This window comes from Candidatus Methylobacter favarea (assembly GCF_902806695.1).
GTDB lineage: Bacteria > Pseudomonadota > Gammaproteobacteria > Methylococcales > Methylomonadaceae > Methylobacter_B > Methylobacter_B favarea.
In genome coordinates, this window is the sequence record NZ_CADCXN010000048.1 from 23895 (window position 1) to 45753 (window position 21859).

Sequence of the window (21859 nt, forward strand, 5' to 3'; positions counted from 1 at the left end):
TTTATGGCCATTATAGAATGTAAAGAATTTTATGCACCTTGTGCTCTTTGCGGACAACCTGTGGAAATCAAAGGCTTCACCCTGACCACTCCGGAAACCCGGCAGCATTTTTGCTGCGCCGGTTGCCTAAGCATTTATCAGCTGCTTAATAAACACTACATAACCCCCCATAATCCACCAACTACTACAAAATGAGGATATAAAAATAATGAAAGCTTGCGATTCTTGTGCCGGCCGCGTTGAAATCGGCAAAAACCATAGACAAATCCCCGTCTGGCAAAGAGGTGTAGGGATGATTCTGATTTACCTGCCTCTGGCAACCTTTCCGTTTGTATTTATAAGCGCCTATCTTACCTATTATCATTTACGACTGGTTGGCGGTAAAAACATTAAAACCTTATCCGATTTTATACCTGACCGGGCCAGTCATCGTTATAATCTGAAAAGCCAGATCACCATGGAAGGCTCATTTAAAGCCAGCATGGCCCAATCAAAACTGTTCTGGATATTAAACTGCACCTGGTACTGTCCGGTCAGTGTCGCGCTTTTTGAATGGCATGCTTATATGGTCAAAATCGTGGAAAACTGGTGGTGTCCGTTCACCCATGAAAAAAAGGAAAGTTATCGTAATGCCATGATTGACAAGTCCTTCTGGCATTTGTACCCGGAAGATCTTAGCAAGCTGGAAAAACAAGATCGGGATAATCCAATCTGGAATGATTCGGCAGATAAATTACCGTAAATGACGGGTGAAAATTACGAGTGCAAGCCTGAAGTCAAAAAATCCGGCACCTGCAGCTTCGACGCTTGCTTTATAAAAAGGCCTCATGGCCGGAGCCCGAGTCGCGCCTCTTGAGAGAACTATAGACGAGCCGGGATATTCCTTCTACGGATTTAAAGCACAGATCCAAGGCAAATGAGCTGCGGCCGGATTAATGTTCAGCAATGCACTGTGATCATTTTTAAGCATAAAAAATATTTAAAAAACTGGTTGTTACCGCAAAGCCCAATAACATCATTTGCCAGTTTGATAAATTGTACAGTTTTTAGGGAATACGGGCGGTGTTACAATGGCGCGAAAACATAGCAGTCGATATTTTAAATATCCTGACTTCAACACTCAGGATACTTAAAATAAAATTAACCAGCCCGCTACGGCATCCCGATAAATAGCGCTGATTAATTCGGCATTTAATCTTTCAATACACAATAGTGCTGACTAATATGGATACACCTGAAAAAAGCGCTAAGGTCATTAATGCCGAGATCATTGCTATCGAGCGCAGAGAAATAAATGTAGACCGCAGGATCGAGGATCGCAGAACGGAAATTTCTATTCCTTTACCTGTTTATGTTAAACACACAGTAGAGCTATATTTTTCGCAATTAAACGGTCACGATCCGGTAGGTTTGTATGCTATGGTCATGGGCGAAGTTGAAAAATCCTTACTGGAGGCGGCTCTGGAACATTCCGGCTTTAACCAGACCAAAGCGGCTAAAGCGCTAGGCATGAGCCGAAGTACCTTGCGCAAAAAAATGGATCAATACCGTATATTTTAAGCGCCTACAATTTTCAGCCCTATATGAATATGAAAAAAAAAATCACTCGCGCCCTTATCAGCGTCTCGGATAAATCCGGTATAGTCGATTTTTGCCGGCAACTGAGGCAATTGAATATTGAAATTCTTTCTACCGGCGGCACTGCAAAAACACTTGCAGAACATAATATTGCTGTTACAGAAGTATCAGATTACACAGGCTTTCCGGAAATAATGGGGGGCCGCGTCAAAACTCTCCATCCTAGAGTTCACGGCGGCCTTTTAGGCCGTAGAGGCATAGATGACGCCGTAATGATTGCCAACGGCATTAGCTCTATTGACTTGCTAGTCGTCAACTTGTACCCGTTTGAACAAACCGTAGCCAAGCCGGACTGCGACTTTGCTTCCGCCATTGAAAATATAGATATCGGCGGTCCCGCCATGATTCGGGCCGCCGCAAAAAATCATGCTGACGTAGCCGTCATTGTCAATCCTGCCGACTACGCAGTCATTAATGCCGAGTTGGAAAGCAGTAATAGCAGCCTTTCCCAACAAACCCGCTTTAATCTGGCTCTGAAAGGCTTTGTACATACGGCGAGTTACGATACGGCAATTGCAACTTATCTGGGCAATATAAGCGGCTGCCAGTTCCCGGAAACGCTGAATCTGCAGTTTTATCACAGCCAAACCATGCGTTATGGTGAAAATCCCCATCAAAAGGCGGCTTTTTACCGCGAAAAAGCACCTGCATCGGGTACTATCGCAGCCGCAAGACAGCTTCAGGGCAAGGAGCTATCTTATAATAATATTGCCGATACCGATGCCGCGCTGGAATGCGTCAAATATTTTGATGATAAGCCAGCCTGCGTTATCGTTAAACATGCCAATCCATGCGGCGTAGCTCAGGCCGACGACATACTTTCAGCCTATGATAAAGCTTATGCAACCGACCCCACCTCGGCATTCGGCGGCATCATCGCTTTTAACCGGGAACTGGATAGGCAAACAGCCGCCGAAATCATCAAGCGGCAATTTGTTGAAGTCATTATCGCCCCGGCTATAAGTCCGGAAGCTCAGCCCATCCTCGCCCAAAAGCAAAATATTCGCGTGCTGGAATGCGGCTTATGGAATGGCGTTAAATACCCTTCACTTGATTTCAAAAAGGTTGCAGGCGGCCTACTGGTTCAGGATAAGGATGTCGACAACATTACTGCCGATGACTTGAAAGTTGTCAGCAAGCGGGCGCCAACACAGCAAGAAATAGCGGACTTATTGTTTGCCTGGAAGGTCTGCATGTTCGTTAAATCCAATGCTATCGTTTATTGCAAAAACGACCGGACCATAGGGGTAGGCGCAGGGCAAATGAGCCGTGTGTATTCGGCACGGATCGCCGGCATCAAAGCCGATGGTGAAGGACTTGCCATACCCGGTTCGGTAATGGCTTCAGATGCGTTTTTCCCGTTCAGGGATGGCATAGATTCAGCAGCGGAAGCAGGTATCAGCGCAATTATTCAACCGGGAGGTTCCATGCGCGATGGCGAAGTGATTGCCGCAGCCGATGAAAACGACATCGCCATGGTGTTTACTGGCAGGCGTCATTTCAGACATTAGCAGTCGTCAGACTCTATGCTCTAGCTAAAGCATAAAACCACCAAGTAAAATGCCGAGTAACATTAGTCGCCAAGTACATCAAAGGCCGATTAAAGCCGCCCCATGCAAAAAACGAGACTCCCCATGAAAATCCTCATTGTCGGCAGCGGCGGTCGTGAACACGCCCTGGCCTGGAAAGTTAAGCAGTCGCCTAAAGTCAAAAAAGTTTTTGTTGCGCCGGGCAACGCCGGTACAGCGCTTGAGCCTTCTGTTGAAAACATAGCTATTGCTGCTGAAAATATTTCCGCGTTACTGGATTTTGCCCAAAAAGAAAATATTGACCTGACTATTATAGGTCCGGAAGTGCCATTGGTAATGGGCATAGTTGACAGCTTTCAGCAAGCCGGACTCAAATGCTTCGGCCCTTCTGCAAAAGCCGCTCAACTGGAAGGTTCCAAGACGTTTTGTAAAGACTTCATGACCCGCCACAACATTCCAACAGCCAAATACCAAAGTTTTACCGACAAGCGTCGGGCTATCGCTTACATTCAGCAGCAAGGCGCACCTATCGTTGTAAAAGCGGACGGCTTGGCTGCGGGCAAAGGCGTTATCGTAGCCCAGACTGAGCAGGAAGCAATAGCTGCCGTTGAAGATATGTTATCCGGGAATGCCTTTGGAGAAGCCGGCCACAGAGTTGTGGTCGAAGAATTTCTGCAAGGCGAAGAAGCCAGCTTCATCGTTATTGCCGACAGCAAATACGCCTTGCCCATGGCCACCTCTCAAGATCATAAAGCTCGTGATAATGGCGATAAAGGTCCCAATACCGGCGGCATGGGGGCTTATTCTCCAGCACCTGTGGTAACTCCCGAAATTCATCAGCGTATAATGGAAAAAATTATAGGACCTACCTTGAAAGGCATGACGGAAGATGGCTATGCCTATACCGGCTTTCTTTATGCCGGTTTGATGATTGCGCCCGATGGCGCGATCAAGGTACTGGAATATAACTGCCGCTTTGGCGATCCCGAAACCCAGCCGATTATGCTGCGCTTAAAAAGCGATCTGGTAGAACTTTGTGAAGCTGCCTTAGCCGGAAAGCTCGACCAAACCGGCTGTGAATGGGACGAGCGCGCAGCGTTAGGAGTAGTTTTGGCAGCAGGCGGCTATCCCGATGCCTATCAAACCGGCGCTGTTATTTCCGGATTACCCGCTGAGGACGGCGAAGACAGCAAAGTGTTTCATTCCGGCACCACTCCAGCCGGCGCGGAAATTGTAACCTCCGGCGGCAGGGTATTATGCGCCTGTGCTTTAGGCTCTGATATCAGGGAGGCCCAGACCAAAGCCTATGAGCTTGCCAACAGCATCCACTGGCATAATATCTATTACCGGACTGATATTGGCTTTAAAGCCATTAAGACAACTTCGATGAACGCACATACGGTTTAGTCGCGGCAACGTTATAAAGGCAATAAATCAGCCTCTACAGATAAATTCTTTCCTGATTGCTGGCAAGCTTCAGCCATAATCGAAATAACAGTATTATCTGAGGAATTCATCAAGGAATGTTACCCGGGCATGCAATCACGTCAGGCAGGATAGCGTGACGTGACTGCATGCCGGTATGACGGCTACTTGAGGGGTAGCTTCTTTGGCTGAGAGTTATACGTAATGAGGAATTCTTTAACCACAACTTCAACAACAGCAAATTTAATTCTTGCGACCGGCAACCATTAGAAGATTTACACTGCCAAAATAGACGCCTTCTGAATCGGCTTGTTTAAGGGCCATCTGCCAGCGATAGAGTTCTTCTTTGTTAATAACGCCCGACCTAAGGGCTTCCTGTTCAACTCTTTCAGCCTGCATTCCCAAGCGCGCCAAGATATAATTCGGAGTAGCGGCAGGAAACACCTCAAATGAAATATCAGCCAGATTTTGCTGTTTGAACAAGCGGTATAATTTTCGTCCCGAGTATCCATTTTGCAAATAACCTTCAGCAACATAACGAGCAAGTCGGCGCTCAATATCAGTTTCATCACTATCTATTGAAAGGCTTCCCCAATCCGTATCCATTACTACCAGCCAGCCGCCTGATTTTGTTACTCTGGTCATTTCCGATAAAGCTTGAGCGGGATTGGATAAATGCTCAAACAAGCGCTCACTACGGCAGGCATCAAAATAATCTGTTTCAAAGGGCAGTGACATAGCATCAACTCGCTGATGTCTAACCCATGTATTTACCCCTGCCTGCTCAGCATGGTGCTCGGCTTCGGCAATCATGGCCTCATCATGATCTGCGCCAATGACTTGGCCGTTTACGCCCACCAATGGCGCTAAAGGAATCGTATCCGTGCCGGGACCACAACCCAAATCCAGCACCTTATGGCCGGGCTGAATATGCATAAGCCCGTACGAGCGCTGCTTGATGGGATGAAGCTGGTTTGCCATGACGCGGAGGACTTCCGGGTCTACATAGCCTTTGGATTGAGCCATTATTTATCCTTGCCAGTTGGGGTCATGTTGAATTTGTTTAAACAATTGAAATTTATAATTCGCAAAGTAGCGAATAGTTTTGCTGCACCTCAAGCTCTTTTACTCCATAAACAAAAGATATAAAAAAACCGGCAATATTATGTAAAAACTCCAAATATTAAGTGTAGACTGAATCTATCAGTATGTCGAACCTGAACATTTTCCAATGGCATGTTCTATGTATGGCAAGCGGATCAAATCAGATGAATCGCCTTTAGCTGCTTATTGATCTGCAATTGCTCATCCAGCGGGCTAAAGACACTCTGGCATCTTGTTAATGACTTAACGGGAATGCCCGGATAATAAAGCTGCCAAAAAGTAACTTCCAATTGCTTACTTATAGAATCTGTCCACCCTGGGTAGCAAGCTTTAACGAGAAGCTTATTGACTATATCTCAGCAAGTGAAACTGTATTTATTCATTGGCTCAGCGTAATAGCTTTCTTCGCTAATTAAAAGAGCAAATGAACCTGTAGTCCTTCCATAGCTTTTTTTGCCGATAGAAACTATACTATTTTAAGTTTCCCAGAACTGAAACAATCAGTTGTGTTGAGGATTTTAAATCAGTTTGATGCGAGTTTACTCGGGTTGTTATAAATTGAAGAGTTTCAGAATGCATAAAGTGCAAACATCCTTTTCAACATCCCGAAGCCATTCAACAGAATTCGTAGTTAACAATTATTTCCGCTATCAATAACCATTAAATAAGAGGCAGTTTCTTGACCAATACAATCATTGATCATTTTGATCAATATTTTGAAATGGTACCCGCGATTTCCGATGAACTTAAAAATGAAGTCTATAAACTGCGTTATCAGGTGTTTTGCATTGAAAATGAAATATTTAATCCTGAACTCTATCCTGATAACCTTGAATATGATGACTTTGACCAGCATTCGGTTCATTATCTGATTCGTCACCGCAAGTCCGGCGAATATGCCGCGACCACTCGACTTATCCTACCTGACCCGAATAACGCGGATAAATTATTTCCTGTTGAACTATATTGCCAGATAGATAATGTTGCCGAAATGCAGCCTATTGATCGAAAGCACTTGGGGGAAGTATCCCGCTTTGGTATATCGAAAGCATTTAAAAAAAGAAAAAATGAAGCCCATACGTTAGCGGCTATTACTTCTAATTGGCAAGATTATTTCACCCCGGACGAACGCCGGGTTTTTCCCCATCTTAGTCTCGCTTTAATTGCTTGTTTCATTAAAGCAAGCTATGAAAACGATATTCATTATTTATTTGGCGCTATAGAGCCGGCTATTTTCCGTCTTAAATCACACTTGGGTATCAATTTAATAAAAATAGGCCCGTTGACAAATTATCACGGCAACCGGCGGCCAGCGGTGATAAAAATAACCAATATGCTTGATTGCATAGCTAAAAAAAACATGGGGGTTTGGAATTTTCTGACTAATACAGGAGGTGTTGGACAAGCCCGGCCTCATGAAGCAAGCCAAACCCGCAAGACTCAATAGCCCGGATGGAGCCTCATACTACGAGATTTAGCCTCGAAACAGAGAGAGAGCATGGAGCAATGAACAGACAGTTAAATACCGCTCCTTTTTGTCTACCTGTATTAGGGCGGAGCCCTTGATATAAGCTTCACAAGTCAAAAACATTGGATAGCATCAAAAGTTAACCGATGCTTCAAGATAAAAGCTCCTTCCAGGCATAGGCAGATTTTGAGGCAAAGGAGCCGCCGGTTCATAATATTTTGTATCGAACGCATTGCGTAAAGAGGCGGCAAGATTGAGATGGCCGAACAGTTTTTTACCGCGCAGTGTAAAATCGATTGTTTCATAATCGTTCAACTTTTGGTTATCGCCGGGTAAAGGGTTTCTGCCGCCTATCCAGTTAAGCTGGGGCTGAAAGTGCCAGTTCGGCATAAATTGCCACTGAAAAGCAACATAAACATGATGTTCGGGTACAACTGCCACTTGTTGATTGGTTACTTCATTAATTGCATGTTGCCATGCATAATTGCCTTTCACATTCCATTGCTCACTCCATTGCCAGTTCCATTCGAATTCAGTTCCATAGCCGTTTTGATCGCCGCTGTTTTGATAGATATTTATTAGTCTGCCGGGTTCAGGAACTGCCGATATAAGATTGTGAATTTGATAATAATACACATTGACAGCGGTTCTCAGGGATGAAAACGGCCGGTAGTCCAAGGCCCATTCATAAGTATTGATAATTTCGGGATTTAAATCTTTATTGCCCAGCACTACCGGATTATTCTGGGTAAACTGTTCTGCAAAATTAGGTGCCCTAAATGCCCTTCCATACAAAATCTTGCTGGTGATTTGTTTATTAATATCCCAGACAAGAGCAACACGCGGATTGGCGGTGCCGCCAAAATCAGAATATTGATCATAACGTATGCCTGCGGTCAACCGCCAATTATCAGCTAGCTGCCATTCATCCTGCGCTATCAAAGACCAGATTGTCCGGTGAACATTTGGCAAATATGCAAAAGATGTACCCGTTCCATTCGTTAATCTGCCATCTACCACAGGGGGAAGAGGCGCACCATAGCCGAAGTTTCTACTGTCCGTTGGAGTAATTTCTTCATAGCGAAAACCGGCGCCAAATCGCAGTAGGTGATGGTCCAGTCCCTTGTAGATTGAACTCAATTCCAGTGAGGGTATCTTCTCTGTCCGACCTAAATTAAGAATCATTCCATCAGGAAATGCAACTAATGAACTGGAAGAGGAGACATTTATATTGCCATCAGAACCTATAGGCAACAACGCATTGTCCGGGAAAAGCTGAAATTTACCCTGAGCATCAGTCTGAAGGTAGCTCAGATGAGCTGTCAGCTCCCAATTCTCACGCCAGTCTTCGGTAGAAAATTGCACATCGCCCAGATATTGTTCACCGTTGCCGCTCCCTTTGGGATCCAATGCACCTGCCGCGCCTCCACGAGTGCCTGAGTTAATAGTATTAAATGCCCAGAAACCAATATTCCAATGCTTGCGCTGCAGATTAAGATGGCCATTGAAAATTTCATAGCGCGTATTTAATGCACCCGGAGCATGAGAGGCATGCGTTCCAAATAACCTATCAAAACCGCTTTGAGCATCGGCGTTAACAATGCGCCCGCCCTCGCCCGCAGTATGCTGATATTGCAGACTGGCCGCAACATCCCAGCCCGCCCACTGAGCACCATACTGTCCCCATCCACTCTGAGTGCTGTGGTCCCCTGCACGCGCACCCAGTGCGGCTCCGTTGATGTCTTTGGCATTTTTTGTGATGATATTGATAACGCCGGCAAAAGCATCGGCGCCATGCAATGCCGAGCCTGGCCCGCGGATAACCTCCACGCGCTGAATAGCATCGATAGGCAGTTCGGTACCGGTCATTAATGTTCCCTGAAAAGGCGTGGTTATACGTGTGCCGTTTAACAACATTAAAACTTGAGAGTTTTGCGTATTACGGATGCCGCGAATACTGTAACTATAATCATAGGTATTCTGCTGAAGACTGGCATGAACGCCCGGCACTGTTTCCAGAACCTCATGCAGTTCTGTCGCGCCCATTGACTTAATTTGTTCAGCGGTAATAACACTGGTCACAGCAGCAGACTGAAAAATCGGCTTTGGCGTTCCAGTAGCAATGGTGACCGGTATCGCAGCTAGTTCAGCAGGCGACTTGGAAAAGAAATCCTCTACTTCTTCTTCAGCATTTGCTTTAGTTATGGCCAAACTTGAGCAGAATAAAACCGCTAAACAACGGATAATTATTTTGGAGGAAATACTCATGCCGCAGCCCCTGAAAAGGGCTTAATCAATTTAAGTTCATCCAGCGGTACCGGTTTTCCAATACCGTAACCTTGCGCGTAATCGACCCCTAGCACATTCAGCAGGTTGAAGATTTGTTCATTTTCAACAAACTCCGCTATCGTCTTTTTATTCATAACGTGTCCAACTTCGTTAATTGACTTAACCATAGCCAAATCAACTTTGTCATCCAGAATATCTTTAACAAATAAACCATCAATTTTAAGAAAATCTACCGGCAGGTTTTTTAAATAGGCAAAAGAAGACAAGCCGCTGCCAAAGTCATCCAGTGAAAAAGAACAGCCCTGCTCCCTCAATTTATTAATAAATTTAGTCGCATAGGATAAATTTGCAATAGCCGCGGTTTCGGTAATTTCAAAACAGATCTTATGCGTGGGCACTTCCCATCTGATGAGTTGTTCTGAAATAAAAGCCAGCATGGATTCATTAGACATCGACAGGCCGGATAAATTGACCGAACACAGCGACAGGTTGTTCAGAAATCCGGGTTTTTCGGCAATCCACTGGAGCAGATTGCTAATTACCCATCTATCCATCGCAGAAGCCAGATTATATCTTTCCGCCGCCGGTAAAAAGGCTCCGGGAGGAATAATATGATTTCGGCCGTCACAATAGCGAACCAGAGTTTCAAAATGCAATCCTTCCTCTTTGTTTCCCCCACACAGCGGCACTATCGGCTGACCATACAGGCGAAAACGATTGTTATCCAGACCCTGCTTTATTTTTTCCACCCATTGCATTTCCCCCTGGCGCATAGCCAACTCTTCATCGTCAGGGCGAAAGACATGCACCCGGTTTCGGCCTTTATCTTTTGCCGCGTAACAAGCCGCATCAGCTTCTTTAAGCAAATTGACAGCATTGCCGCTGGCATCATTTACAGCTGAAATGCCTATGCTTACGCCGACCGTAAAGCTTCTGTCTTCCCAGGCAAAATGAAAATCCCTGACTATATCGCGTAATTTTTCACAGGCAAGAATAGCCTGACTTAACGAACAGTTATACATTAACACGCCAAACTCATCGCCTCCCAGACGAGCTACAAAATCATTTTGCCGTACATGTTTTCTTAATAAGTCGCCTAATTGCCTGAGCAGTTCATCTCCGGCAAGATGTCCGCAGGTATCGTTAATTACCTTGAACTGATCAAGATCCAGATAACACAGGGCATGTTCAGAGCTATCTGTATGCGCTAATGCTACAGCCTGCTTGATATAGCTATCGAACTGGCTGCGATTGGCCAAACCTGTCAACGCGTCATGACTGGCTTGATAGGCGATTTTTTCATTGAGCAGGCGGGCTTCTGTTATATCTTCACAGACCAGCAATAAACTCTTCTGCTGGTTTTCATTTTCACTGAGCCGGGCGGTGGCTCTTACCCAAATAAGCCGGCCCTTCTGACAGGCCATTCTGAATTCCTGTTTATGCACGCGCGCAGGTTTGTTCAGGCAGCGTTCCACCAAATCCTGCAACATGAGCGAATCCTCTGAGTAAATAAAATCAAAAAGCGAACAGTTTTGTAATTCTTCAACAGCTAAATCAAGCTGTTTGGCCCCGGTGCAGTTAACCGAAAAAATACGGCCGTCATCGGCAAGATTGAATACCATGGTCGGATTATCGTCATATAAAGCCAGATAGCGATCTTTTGCATGGGTCAGAGCCTGGTTTTGAGTTCCTACTATGCCAATCAAGCCATTAAAGGCGTCAACCAGAACGCCCAGATCATCGTTATTAACTTTAACGGCACGCAATGAATAATCCTTAGTATCACTGATAGCTTTAACAGTGATTAGAAGTTTTTTTATCGGCGAGGAAACAAGTTTCAACAAAGGTGTTGATAAAAAGAAAGTAAGTACCGAGACACCCACCAGCACTAAAAATATAATGCCGATAAATTGCATTTTGCGCCAATAGGTGGTGGTCAAATTGGCATGGATATACACTGTACCCAGTTCATCGCCATCCACCACAATTGGTTTGACGACGATTAGCTGAATACCTTCAAAGTGTGTATTTTCATCCTTTATTGCTAAAGGACATGCAGATTCTGCTGTAGTATTTTTTAATAACCTGGCAAAAACCGCGCCTTTGGAATCATAAAGACAGGCAGTTTGTACTTCGGGTAAATTAAGGAGCACAGCAAGGTTTTCATTGGCTAGATTCCTGTCATCAAACATTAACGCCGCCGTACTGCGATTTCCCACGATTTCTGCCAGAGTTGACAAGTCATCGCGGGTGTTGCGCTGAAACTCGGAAATTTCCAGCATTATCAAAAACACACCGGCAAATAATAGCGAGATAAAACCGGAAAATACTAAAATCAGCAACAGCTTCTGATTTATTGACAGAGTACGAACAAATCTAATCATTGCCTTGTCCTTCAACAAGCTCAGCAACTTCCAATAATTTTGCACTGATTGTCAAATGACTGTACTTAAGCGCATTCATATTGATTTGCAATTTTATTTTGCCTTGCCTTTGAACAAAGCCAATCATTCCTCCTCGTCTTGCAAAGCCTTCATTTTGGCCGACGGTTAATGTTCTATCTCCATCACGGCCGGCAAAAACATTTTTAATAGAAAAATTATTATCAAGCGAAGCGTCAATAAAAAGAATATGGCATTGCTGATTATTGCTGGGGGCTTCATGCCCGGACAGAGCAGACTGTCGGAAGGCATTTAAATCCTCAAATCTGAAGAGCTTAATAGGCCGACCAAATGCCGATCGTTTTTCGATGGGATCAATTAAACTGCCAAAAGGATCTGTCCCGAGAATACAAAGATTAAAGGTTTGAGAATTATCTTCAGGCCAAGTGACAAATTTAGTGAAGTTATATAAATAACCTGCCTTAATTTTATATTCTACATTTGAATCTGAATCTTCAGCTAGCAGTAGCTGCGAGAATAGTAAAAAGGTTAAGCCAAATAAAGCCCAAGGTAAGTGGATAATCTTCATTTCTCCGTGGCGTGTAGTTGTGCAAAAAGATTGGAAGCCGCAATTTTCTACTGATAATTCCTGGGATTACCGCTTAATCCTATCCCAAGTCTAGCCTACAAGGAGAAAATTGTTACCCGGCAAAAAACCTTTTCATTACTCTTATCATATAGTCATGATCCAATGCGCCGGCGCTTTCCCGGATACTGTGCATGGCCCATAGGGGGTTGCCGACATCCACGGCCCGGATACCGAGCTTTGCTGAAATGATGGGGCCGATTGTGCTGCCGCAAGGCAGATCGCTGCGATGAGAATACTTTTGATAGGGCACCCGGGCCTGCTTGCACCAGTCAGCGAACATGGCTTCGGAAATGCTTTCCGAGCTGTATCGAAGACTGGCATTCACCTTAATCACAGGACCTTGATTAACGATGACTTTATGGTCCGGATCGTAGGCATAGGGAAAACCGGGTTGATAAGCATGCGCCATATCGGCACTGATCATGAAACTTTGAGCCAGGGCCCGGGAAAAATCTTCCCGGCCGGTTTCATGAGCCAGAGCAATTCGCTGAAGAATATCCGGCAGAAAATTGCCATTGGCGCCTTTATTACTTTCACTGCCAACTTCTTCATGGTCAAATAAAACGCATACCAGCGTATTATCGGATTTTAAAGCCGGTTCATCCAGCAATGCCTCTATAGCGGCATGACAGGATGCCAGATTATCCAGCTGGCTATCTGCATAAAATTCATTTTCAGCACCCCAGAATGCGCCTTTCTGCGTGTCATAAATATTCAGATCCCAGGCTAAGATTCGCTCCGCCTCAATACCTGATTGCTGTTGCAGCAATGAGACAAAATAAGGCTGCGGCAATTGTTCCCGGGTGAGCGACAAGATCAATGGCAACTCATTCTGCTTATGCAGTTTTAAGCCTTCCTCATTGACGTTTCTATTCATATGAATAGCCAGATTAGGTAAGCGCAACAGGACATTGTCAAATTTGATTAACGAACTGGTTATGCTTCCTGTATCATTTTTATAGCTAATCCGCCCGGCAAGACTCAAATCCCGGTCGGCAAACGTCGCGAGAATGGGCCCTCCATACATTTCAACGCTCACTCTTAAATAGCCATCCACAGCATTTGCCGCATTCGGCTTTACTCTTAATCCCGGCGAATCCGTATGGGCGCCAATGATTTTAAAGCCGGTTTCAACCAAAGGTTTTTGCCCGATTACAAAAGCTATAATGGAAGAATCATCGCGGCTGACGTAATAGCGCCCGCCCGGGCATAATACCCACAGGTCTGTTTCTTCCAGCTTTATAAACTGAAACGCCGCCAACCTGATTTCAATGCTGTTAACGGCATGCCAGGGACTGGGGCTGGCATCAATAAAATCCAGCAGGCTTTGAACCTGTTGCGAGGTATTCATGACTTAGCTTGCAGATCTAGTGAGGCCGAGTTAAGAAGGCGTAAGGCGGCTGTTTCCTATAATACATTATATTCTGCCTATGGCTCCGGCAATAGGCAGGGGACGGCCTGGCCGGCCTTATTGCAATGGAGAAGGTAATTGAATTATTGGCTGTATGGATGATCGGCATAGCATTTCAACGGCTTTTGCTAAAGTATCAGGTTCACTGCTGACGGTAATATTGCCAGGCTTGAGAATTTATAGACCGCTGCTAATGCAAACCAGCGCTCTTAGGAAAATGTCCCCACTGAGAAATGGGGAATCAGATGAAGCTTACATACTCGCCAATACTGCCGCAACCGTTGTGCCCATTGCCGCCGGAGTTGGTGAGATAGTGACTCCCAAATCTTTCAGCATTGCCACTTTTTCTGCAGCGCTTTCACCGGCGGACGAAATAATTGCACCTGCGTGGCCCATGCGGCGGCCTTCCGGGGCAGTTAAGCCGGCGATGTAAGCAACCAGGGGTTTACTCATATTTTCTTTGGCAAAAATACCGGCGTCAACCTCTTGTGGCCCGCCAATCTCACCAATCATCGCCACCACCCGGGTTTCGGGATCTTGCTCAAATTTTTCCAGAATATCGCGATGGGAACTGCCGTTAATAGGATCGCCGCCGATGCCCACGGAGCTGGAAATGCCGATGCCGAGCCGCCGCATCTGGTCAGCGGCTTCGTAGCCCAGAGTACCAGAGCGACTCACAACACCAACATTACCCGGAATATAAATATGGCCAGGCATAATACCCAGCATCGCGCGGCCCGGGCTGATTGTACCGGCACAGTTAGGCCCGGTTAGAAGCATTCGTTGTTCTTTAGGAAAACGGCACAGAAAGTTTTTAACGGTCATCATATCCTGGGTAGGAATACCATCGGTAACCGCCACACAATATTTGATCCCTGCATCAGCCGCTTCCATAATAGAATCGGCAGCGAATGCAGGTGGAACAAAAATAATACTGGCCTCGGCGCCCGCCTGCTGTACGGCTTCTTTTACGGTGTTAAAGACCGGCAGACCCAAATGCTTTTGGCCGCCTTTGCCCGGCGTGATTCCGCCTACCACATTGGAACCATATTTAATCATGTCCTGGGCGTGAAAAGTACCGATTTTACCCGTGAACCCTTGAACGACAATGCGAGTATGCTCGTCAATTAAAATAGCCATTTCTATATTTCCCTAGCCATATCTTTTGCCACTACTTTATTACGCGCCTGTACAGCTTTTTCTGCCGCTTCTGCTAACGTTTCTGCGGTAATAATAGGCAGCCCGCTTTCAGTGATAATTCTTCGGCCTTCTTCAACATTCGTACCCGACAGTCTTACAATTAAAGGTATTTGCATATCAATTTTTTTAACGGCCTCGACTACTCCTTCGGCAATCCAGTCACAGCGGTTGATGCCGGCAAAAATATTAACCAGCATGGCTTTAACGTTTTTGTCAGCCAATACCAGACGAAATGCTTTCTCTGTACGCTCAGCGGAAGCGCCGCCGCCAACATCAAGAAAGTTGGCCGGCTCGCCGCCGGCCAGTTTAATCATGTCCATCGTTGCCATGGCCAATCCGGCGCCATTAATCATGCAGCCGATATCCCCGTTCAGACCCACATAGCTTAGCCCACGGTCAGCGGCCGCCATTTCCCGAGGATCTTCCTGGGTTTTATCGCGCAGTTCTGAGATTTTCTGTTGACGGAACAAGGCATTGTCATCAAAGCCCATTTTTGCATCCAGAGCTACCAACTCCCCGCTTCCGGTAATGACTAGAGGATTAATTTCCAGCATATTGGCATCAAGGTCGCGCAAGGCTCGATAACAGCCTTTAATGGTTTTAACGGCATGACTCAACATTTCAGCTTTTAAATCCAGCGCGAATGCCATTTCCCGTGCCTGATAATCTTGCAGCCCTACAGAGGGTTTAATGTAGATTTTAATAATAGCTTCGGAATGGTTGGCCGCCAACTCCTCGATTTCCATGCCGCCTTGAGCAGAACCAACCATAACGATACGTTCTGAACCACGGTCTACCAGGAAGCAGAAATATAATTCTCTGGCGATGTCCATTCCTGACTCGACATATAATCTTGCACAAACTTTGCCTGCCGGCCCGGTTTGATGGGTAACCAGTCTTTTGCCCAGTAAGAACTCGGCGGCCGCTTCCACCTCATCGTGAGTTTTACAGATTTTAATACCGCCTGCCTTACCGCGTGCACCGGAATGAATCTGTGCTTTGACTGCCCAAACATGTCCGCCAATATCCCTGGCTCGCTGGACGGCATCCGATGGACTGTAGGCTAAACCGCCTTCAGCAATCTTGACTCCATAGCTGCTTAAAATTTCCTTTGCTTGATACTCATGAATATCCACCGCCATCCTCTATCATTTTAAATCTTAAAAAAACTGCCTAAAGCAGCTTATCGTTAGCTCTTTTTTGCAGCAATCGCTTCGGCCGCTCGTACCACATTATTAGCCATTTTTTCTGAAGCCGCATCAATTAAACGACCGTCCAGCGCAGCAGCGCCTTTGCCTTGCGACGCCGCTTCTTTTAATGCCGCCAGAATACGTTTAGCCTTGTCAACTTCTGCAAGGGGGGGTGTGAAAACTTCATTGGCTAATGCCACTTGAGAGGGATGAATCGCCCATTTACCTTCACAACCTAAAGCTGCCGACCTTCTGGCTGCCATTTTATAACCATCCGGGTCTTTAATATCTCCAAACGGACCATCAATGGGACGCAAGCCAAAAGCGCGGCAGGCCACGGTCATGCGGCTGAGGGCTGCATGCCACTGGTCGCCGGGGTAATCAGGGTTTAAGCCGCCAATATTCGTGGTTCGCGCGCGGTTGCTGGCCGCATAATCGGCAACCCCAAAATGCAACGCCTCAAGACGGCCGGCTGTCCCCTGACGCGCAATATCTTCAACATTAGCCATGCCCAATGCAGTTTCGATCAAGGCTTCTATACCTATTTTATTTTTTAAACCCTGCTGCATTTCCAATTGATTAAGCATTGCTTCAACCATATAAACATCCGCATAAACGCCCACTTTAGGAATCAGAATAGTCTCAAGTTTTTCCCCGCACTGCTCAATCAGATCAACTATGTCGCGAACCATATATTGAGTATCCAGACCGTTGATTCGCACAGAAATGGTTATGCCATGGCTTTTCCAGTCCAGATCATTAATCGCTTCAATGATATTTTTTCTGGCCTGCAATTTATCGTCGGGCGCAACCGCATCCTCAAGATCAAGAAATATAAAGTCCGCACCGCTTTTTATCGCTTTTTCAAACATTTCAGGGCTTGACCCCGGAACAGCCAGTTCACAACGTTGAACGCGCTGTACTGAGGGTGTATATAAGGTGTGACTCATTCTACATGCCTGCTTTAATAAGGAGCACCGAATCCAATGCCTGGAGTGGTAATTATGCGCAGCTTAACTGCAACATACAATAAATTTATATTTTACTTTCAGGGGCACTAAAGTCAATTTTTAATGCGCTTTTTTCGGCTCTATACCAATCTATTCTTGCCAATTAGCAGCGGTTATGTCATTATTGAATAATTTTGGGTCTTTCGCTTTTAATGTACAATTCTAATTACCTTTCCCATTATTTAAATTTAAAGAGGCAATACAATGGCTGGTCGTAACCACCTATATATTCCTGGCCCTACCAATGTGCCCAGTGAAATTCTCAATGCCATGCATGTCAACATGGAAGATCATCGTTCTCCCGTGTTTCCTGAACTGTTAACGCCTCTTTTACAGGATCTGAAAAAAATATTTAAGACCGAAGCCGGACAAGCCTTTATTTTTCCTGCAACCGGCACTGCCGGCTGGGAAATTGCCTTGACCAATGCGCTAAATCCCGGCGATAAAGTGTTAATCTACCGTTTCGGTCAATTCAGTCATTTGTGGGCCGAAATGGCAAAACGTTTGGGCTTTATTGTTGAAATCCACGAGGAAACCTGGGGCAAAGGCATTCCCTTAGATAAACTGGAAGCCCGTTTAAAAGAAGACCCTAAACACGAAATCAAGGCCGTTCTGGCGACGCATAATGAAACCGCTACCGGCGTTACCAGCGATATCGGCGGCGTCCGAAGAGCAATGGATGAAGCAAACCATCCGGCATTATTATTTGTAGACGGCGTGAGTTCTATCGCAAGCATCGATTTCCGCATGGATGAATGGGGTGTGGACGGCGCTATCAGCGGCTCCCAAAAAGGCTTTATGCTGCCGGCTGGCGGCACCTTTCTGGCCTTCAGTCAAAAAGCCTTAAAGGCCACTGAAAATTCAACCTATCCACGCTGTTTTCTGGACTTAAAAGACCAGATGACAGCCAACCAAAACGGCTATACGCCCTATACGCCTTCCCTGCCTATTTTATACGGTTTGCGCAAGTCATTGGAAATGTTATTGGAAGAAGGGCTGGAGCATGTATTCGCACGTCATCATCGCCTGGCGGAAGGCACCCGTAAAGCCGTTTTTGCCTGGGGATTAAAATTATGCGCACAACCCGGCTTTGAATCGGACACGGTTTCTGCAGTCGTCGTCCCTGAAAACAAGGATGCCCGCGAGGTCATCAGCACTGCTTTCAGCAGATATGACATTTCCTTAGGAGCAGGATTATCGGAGGTTGCCGGAAAGGTATTTCGTATCGGACACTTGGGCGATATGAATGATGTGTCCATGCTGGGTGCTCTAGCTGGTGTTGAAATGGCGTTATTGGATAACGGTTTTAACATTAAACCTGGCAGCGGCGTTGCAGCAGCCATGGAATACTATCGTTCAACAGCAAAATAAGGTAAAAAGGGGCGAGGAATCAAAGCTGGGAAATATATCTTCTATCACGTGCGGAGAAATTTCAATGAGCAAACCTAAAGTCGTTGTAACCCGAAAATGGCCCGCTGAAGTCGAGGAACAATTAAAAGCACTCTACGATGTACAGCTGAACGAAAATGACATCCAGATGACCGCAGACGAGCTCAAGGAAGCTTTGAGAACTGCTGATGCCTTGTTGCCCACAGTAACTGACCCGCTTACTGCCGAGGTGCTCGGCATTGAGGGCAAACGCGCTAAAATCATCGGTAATTTTGGCGTCGGTTATAATAATATTGATATCAATATCGCCAAAAAACACGGCCTGGTCGTCACCAATACGCCCGAAGTATTAACCGATTGCACTGCCGATATCGCCATGTTGCTGCTGTTAATGTCGGCGCGCCGCGCCGCTGAAGGCAATCGCCTCGTCCGCGATCAGCAATGGACAGGCTGGCGCCCGACCCATATGCTCGGACAGAAAGTAACGGGTAAAACCCTGGGCTTGATTGGTTTTGGCCGCATTGCTCAAGCTATGGCCAGAAAAGCGCATTATGGTTTCGGCATGAAAATTCTTTTCTGTGATCCTTACCCGCCGGCCCAGCAGATCATTGATGATTTACAGGCAAGCCGATGTGAAACTATTGAGGAATTGCTGACAGAAGCCAACTTCGTTTCCTTGCACTGCCCCGGCGGCGATGCTACCCGGCATCTGATCAACGAAAAGCGTCTGCAATTGATGCGTCCCAGCGCCCATTTAATCAACACAGCCCGTGGTGATGTGGTTGACAGCAAAGCCCTTATCAAGGCGCTAAAAGAAGGCTGGATTGCCGGTGCCGGTCTGGATGTATTTGAAGGTGAACCTAATATCGATCCTGGCTTTCTGAATCTCGATAACGTTGCCCTGCTGCCACATCTCGGTAGCGCAACCGAAGAGACCCGCGTCGCCATGGGTAATCGGGTCATGGAAAATATTGCGGCATTTTTTGCAGGCCTTGAGCCTAAGGATAGAGTGGTTTGAAGAACGGATAGGGTTCATATTTCACTCTGAACAAGAATAAATTGTTCCAGTCTCCCTCAAACTCACTAATGACGGCAAAGGCGAGAACATCCCGAACAGAACATCCAAGATTAGTTCTAAACGTTTATAGCTATATTTTTTATGTCCAACCGACAGAGTCTTTCGTGCAATACTTGTACAATTTCTGACATGATTCAATCTCGGTAGCAAACCCTGCCTAAGTAAATATCTATTAGATCCCAGCTATAATCACAGAATATTTTCTGATGATGAATCGGCAAATAAAGCGCGAATATTTTCATTTAATGCTTCAGAGGCTGAATTTATTTATGTTTTTTGCCGAAATTTAATTGTAAAAATAAGCTATTTTATAATTGCAAGCAATAAGGAAACCTCCCTGCAGGATGAATCCAATGACTGGCAAGGGGTCTGCATCCCCTTCCCAATCCGCGCCTGAGAAAGCAACGTCGCTTCGCTTGTTGCGGGGCGCTCCTTTCGGCCTGAAGACCGAGGTCTAAAACCAGCATGGAATATTGATTAAATACCAGGAATATGGCTGTAATATAGCTTTGGTATTTGGATCCCAAACTCTAAGGGCTTAGCGATTGTAAGGTGTCAGAGAACAGATTTCACAAAAGATCTCATAGAGTGATTGTTGTGGTTAAGTTCTTAATTACAGTGTCGTCGCCAAGAAATTTTTTCATCATTACAATTGACCCACCGGGTAGTATTGCAATTTAGTTAAGCTGTCTTTCTGCTCATTTTTAACGGCCGCAAGCCCGAAAATCGGATCGGATGAATTATAAATCGAACCCGTGTATCATTTAATTGCAGCCTTTTACAGGCACCTTAAATGGTCAGTCGCCAATTTGTCGTAATAGCAACCTTGCACCAAATTAAATCCTGCCGTTTCCACCATAAATGCTTGTTCTTTCTGTTCCACATGTTCGATTATGCTCAGGCCCCCAAGCTGTTTTTGTAAATTAATCAAGGGCTTTATTGCTGATTGCAAGGCAGAGCTGGAGCTTTCGATTATTTCAGCGGCTGGTGCTGTGATGCGCAAATAGTCTGGCGATAGGCCTGTCGATCAAGGGCATGAAATCTTTGACGACATGCAAATTGCCAATATTAAGGGCAATCTGATAACCCCTGCTGCGATAGTTATTGAGACCGGCCAGCAATTGCTCGTAGTGCATCGCATAATCATGATTAAAGTCTGTAGATTTCACCACGTTATGGGGTGTCAAGCCGCATTTGAAAATGATTTCTTCAAAATATACGCCGTGATTTTGAGCAATTTTAAGAATATGTCTGGGGTCGACATTCAAAAACAGAACGCCGCCGTGCACGGAATACGGCAGATAGTTCAGCATGTGTATCGTACGGCACAATCGGTCCAAATTAATGACGAATTGAAAATCTACATCTAGCTTGCTATCTATATCCTATTCACAAGGGCTGGCGAGCATTCTTGCGGCATGGCCTACCAGTAATTCATTGTTATTGGCAACCCAAATAGCTGAATAAGCGCTTGCTATGCGAATAGGTCCGAAAATACCGCTCACGCGGCCCTTTTCCAACAGGAAAGGCCACAAATGGGTATGATGTTCATGTCCGAACCGATGATTAAAATAATTGACTAATTGTCGAAGCGATATTTTTTCCTTTTGTGGTTTGTTTATCATATGTGTTATACAGCCCGATGCCGATTATGCCCCACCATTTATAGTTGCGTTGGGAATAGCATAAGATGTCTTTTATTTTAAATAAAATAATATAATCAGATTCTTATATCTATTAATGGAATAAACGGCCCGAGATTAGCGTCTTGGCTTGCCGGGATCTACTATATGTGCGGCCTTAACTCTACGGGGGATGTAATATAAAAGTCGCAGAGGATTGGCATTTCCTCCTGATGTAAATTAATGCGGCGGGATTAAATTGATTATTATTAAAATAAGTTAATATCGCTTATGTTTTGTTTTAGATTAAGCCCCGGCTTGTCTCCTATGTTAAAAATCCTTTTGCCAATTACAAAACATTATCGTTTGCGGTAACAATCGTGTTGTGATTTTTTGCAGCGATGCAGGCTATCTTTTTACCTAAAAAAACTTCAGGCCACCTACAAAAAACAAGACTGTCAAGTACAGGCTTATCT

Annotated in this window: 18 protein-coding genes; 8 read left to right on the forward strand and 10 right to left on the reverse strand. The window is 45.4% G+C overall.

The window, feature by feature from the left end:
* Window positions 1-3: 3 nt before the first annotated feature.
* From HUX64_RS20370 to purD, 5 genes are all read left to right on the forward strand, one after another.
* Window positions 4-195 (forward strand): heavy metal translocating P-type ATPase metal-binding domain-containing protein, encoded by a 192-nt coding sequence (locus tag HUX64_RS20370; RefSeq protein WP_425484245.1) that lies wholly within the window; start codon window positions 4-6, stop codon window positions 193-195.
* A 13-nt stretch (window positions 196-208) separates the two neighbouring features.
* Window positions 209-742 (forward strand): hypothetical protein, encoded by a 534-nt coding sequence (locus HUX64_RS05755; RefSeq protein WP_174625287.1) that lies wholly within the window; start codon window positions 209-211, stop codon window positions 740-742.
* Window positions 743-1224: 482 nt separating this feature from the next.
* Window positions 1225-1560: a helix-turn-helix domain-containing protein gene (locus tag HUX64_RS05760; protein ID WP_174625288.1), complete on the forward strand. Its 336-nt coding sequence runs from the start codon at window positions 1225-1227 to the stop codon at window positions 1558-1560.
* A 29-nt stretch (window positions 1561-1589) separates the two neighbouring features.
* Window positions 1590-3149 carry a bifunctional phosphoribosylaminoimidazolecarboxamide formyltransferase/IMP cyclohydrolase gene (purH, locus tag HUX64_RS05765; RefSeq protein WP_174625289.1) on the forward strand — a complete coding sequence of 520 codons (1560 nt, stop codon included), beginning with the start codon at window positions 1590-1592 and terminating at the stop codon, window positions 3147-3149.
* A 123-nt stretch (window positions 3150-3272) separates the two neighbouring features.
* Complete coding sequence (purD, locus tag HUX64_RS05770; protein WP_174625290.1) at window positions 3273-4574, forward strand: phosphoribosylamine--glycine ligase; 1302 nt, start codon at window positions 3273-3275, stop codon at window positions 4572-4574.
* Between the two features lie 261 nt (window positions 4575-4835).
* Here purD and HUX64_RS05775 read toward each other — a convergent pair whose 3' ends face one another.
* Window positions 4836-5618: a methyltransferase domain-containing protein gene (locus tag HUX64_RS05775; RefSeq protein ID WP_174625291.1), complete on the reverse strand. Its 783-nt coding sequence runs from the start codon at window positions 5616-5618 to the stop codon at window positions 4836-4838.
* A 757-nt stretch (window positions 5619-6375) separates the two neighbouring features.
* Between HUX64_RS05775 and HUX64_RS05780 the strand changes: the two genes are divergently transcribed.
* On the forward strand, window positions 6376-7143 hold the full coding sequence (locus HUX64_RS05780; protein ID WP_174625292.1) for a PEP-CTERM/exosortase system-associated acyltransferase: 768 nt from the start codon (window positions 6376-6378) through the stop codon (window positions 7141-7143).
* A 153-nt stretch (window positions 7144-7296) separates the two neighbouring features.
* Here HUX64_RS05780 and HUX64_RS05785 read toward each other — a convergent pair whose 3' ends face one another.
* The 7 genes from HUX64_RS05785 to HUX64_RS05815 all read right to left on the reverse strand — a co-directional run bounded on the left by HUX64_RS05785 (window position 7297) and on the right by HUX64_RS05815 (window position 17234).
* Window positions 7297-9432 (reverse strand): TonB-dependent receptor plug domain-containing protein, encoded by a 2136-nt coding sequence (locus tag HUX64_RS05785; RefSeq protein WP_174625293.1) that lies wholly within the window; start codon window positions 9430-9432, stop codon window positions 7297-7299.
* Complete coding sequence (locus tag HUX64_RS05790; RefSeq protein ID WP_174625294.1) at window positions 9429-11837, reverse strand: sensor histidine kinase, YfiR-like protein-associated; 2409 nt, start codon at window positions 11835-11837, stop codon at window positions 9429-9431. Before HUX64_RS05790 ends, HUX64_RS05785 begins: the two co-directional genes overlap by 4 nt.
* Window positions 11830-12423 carry a YfiR family protein gene (locus HUX64_RS05795; protein WP_174625295.1) on the reverse strand — a complete coding sequence of 198 codons (594 nt, stop codon included), beginning with the start codon at window positions 12421-12423 and terminating at the stop codon, window positions 11830-11832. Before HUX64_RS05795 ends, HUX64_RS05790 begins: the two co-directional genes overlap by 8 nt.
* Window positions 12424-12535: 112 nt before the next feature.
* Entirely contained in the window at window positions 12536-13834 is a 1299-nt protein-coding gene (locus tag HUX64_RS05800; RefSeq protein ID WP_174625296.1) for a M18 family aminopeptidase, read from the reverse strand.
* A gap of 312 nt (window positions 13835-14146) precedes the next feature.
* Window positions 14147-15034 carry a succinate--CoA ligase subunit alpha gene (sucD, locus tag HUX64_RS05805; protein WP_174625297.1) on the reverse strand — a complete coding sequence of 296 codons (888 nt, stop codon included), beginning with the start codon at window positions 15032-15034 and terminating at the stop codon, window positions 14147-14149.
* Window positions 15035-15036: 2 nt separating this feature from the next.
* Complete coding sequence (locus tag HUX64_RS05810) at window positions 15037-16230, reverse strand: malate--CoA ligase subunit beta (RefSeq protein WP_174625298.1); 1194 nt, start codon at window positions 16228-16230, stop codon at window positions 15037-15039.
* Between the two features lie 53 nt (window positions 16231-16283).
* Window positions 16284-17234, reverse strand: coding sequence for an HpcH/HpaI aldolase/citrate lyase family protein (locus HUX64_RS05815; RefSeq protein ID WP_174625299.1), 951 nt, complete (start codon window positions 17232-17234; stop codon window positions 16284-16286).
* A gap of 264 nt (window positions 17235-17498) precedes the next feature.
* On the opposite strand from HUX64_RS05815, the gene HUX64_RS05820 reads away from it, so the two are divergent.
* Together HUX64_RS05820 and HUX64_RS05825 are read left to right on the forward strand one after the other, a co-directional pair.
* The gene (locus tag HUX64_RS05820; protein ID WP_174625300.1) at window positions 17499-18665 is read left to right on the forward strand and encodes an aminotransferase class V-fold PLP-dependent enzyme; all 1167 of its coding nucleotides are present in this window, start codon (window positions 17499-17501) and stop codon (window positions 18663-18665) included.
* 64 nt (window positions 18666-18729) lie between these two features.
* Window positions 18730-19701 (forward strand): 2-hydroxyacid dehydrogenase, encoded by a 972-nt coding sequence (locus HUX64_RS05825; protein ID WP_174625301.1) that lies wholly within the window; start codon window positions 18730-18732, stop codon window positions 19699-19701.
* Between the two features lie 1037 nt (window positions 19702-20738).
* Here the strand turns inward: HUX64_RS05825 and HUX64_RS19155 are convergent.
* Both HUX64_RS19155 and HUX64_RS19160 read right to left on the reverse strand, forming a co-directional pair.
* Window positions 20739-21074 (reverse strand): hypothetical protein, encoded by a 336-nt coding sequence (locus HUX64_RS19155; RefSeq protein WP_217426442.1) that lies wholly within the window; start codon window positions 21072-21074, stop codon window positions 20739-20741.
* Between the two features lie 72 nt (window positions 21075-21146).
* Window positions 21147-21386: a hypothetical protein gene (locus HUX64_RS19160; RefSeq protein ID WP_217426443.1), complete on the reverse strand. Its 240-nt coding sequence runs from the start codon at window positions 21384-21386 to the stop codon at window positions 21147-21149.
* Window positions 21387-21859 lie beyond the last annotated feature (473 nt).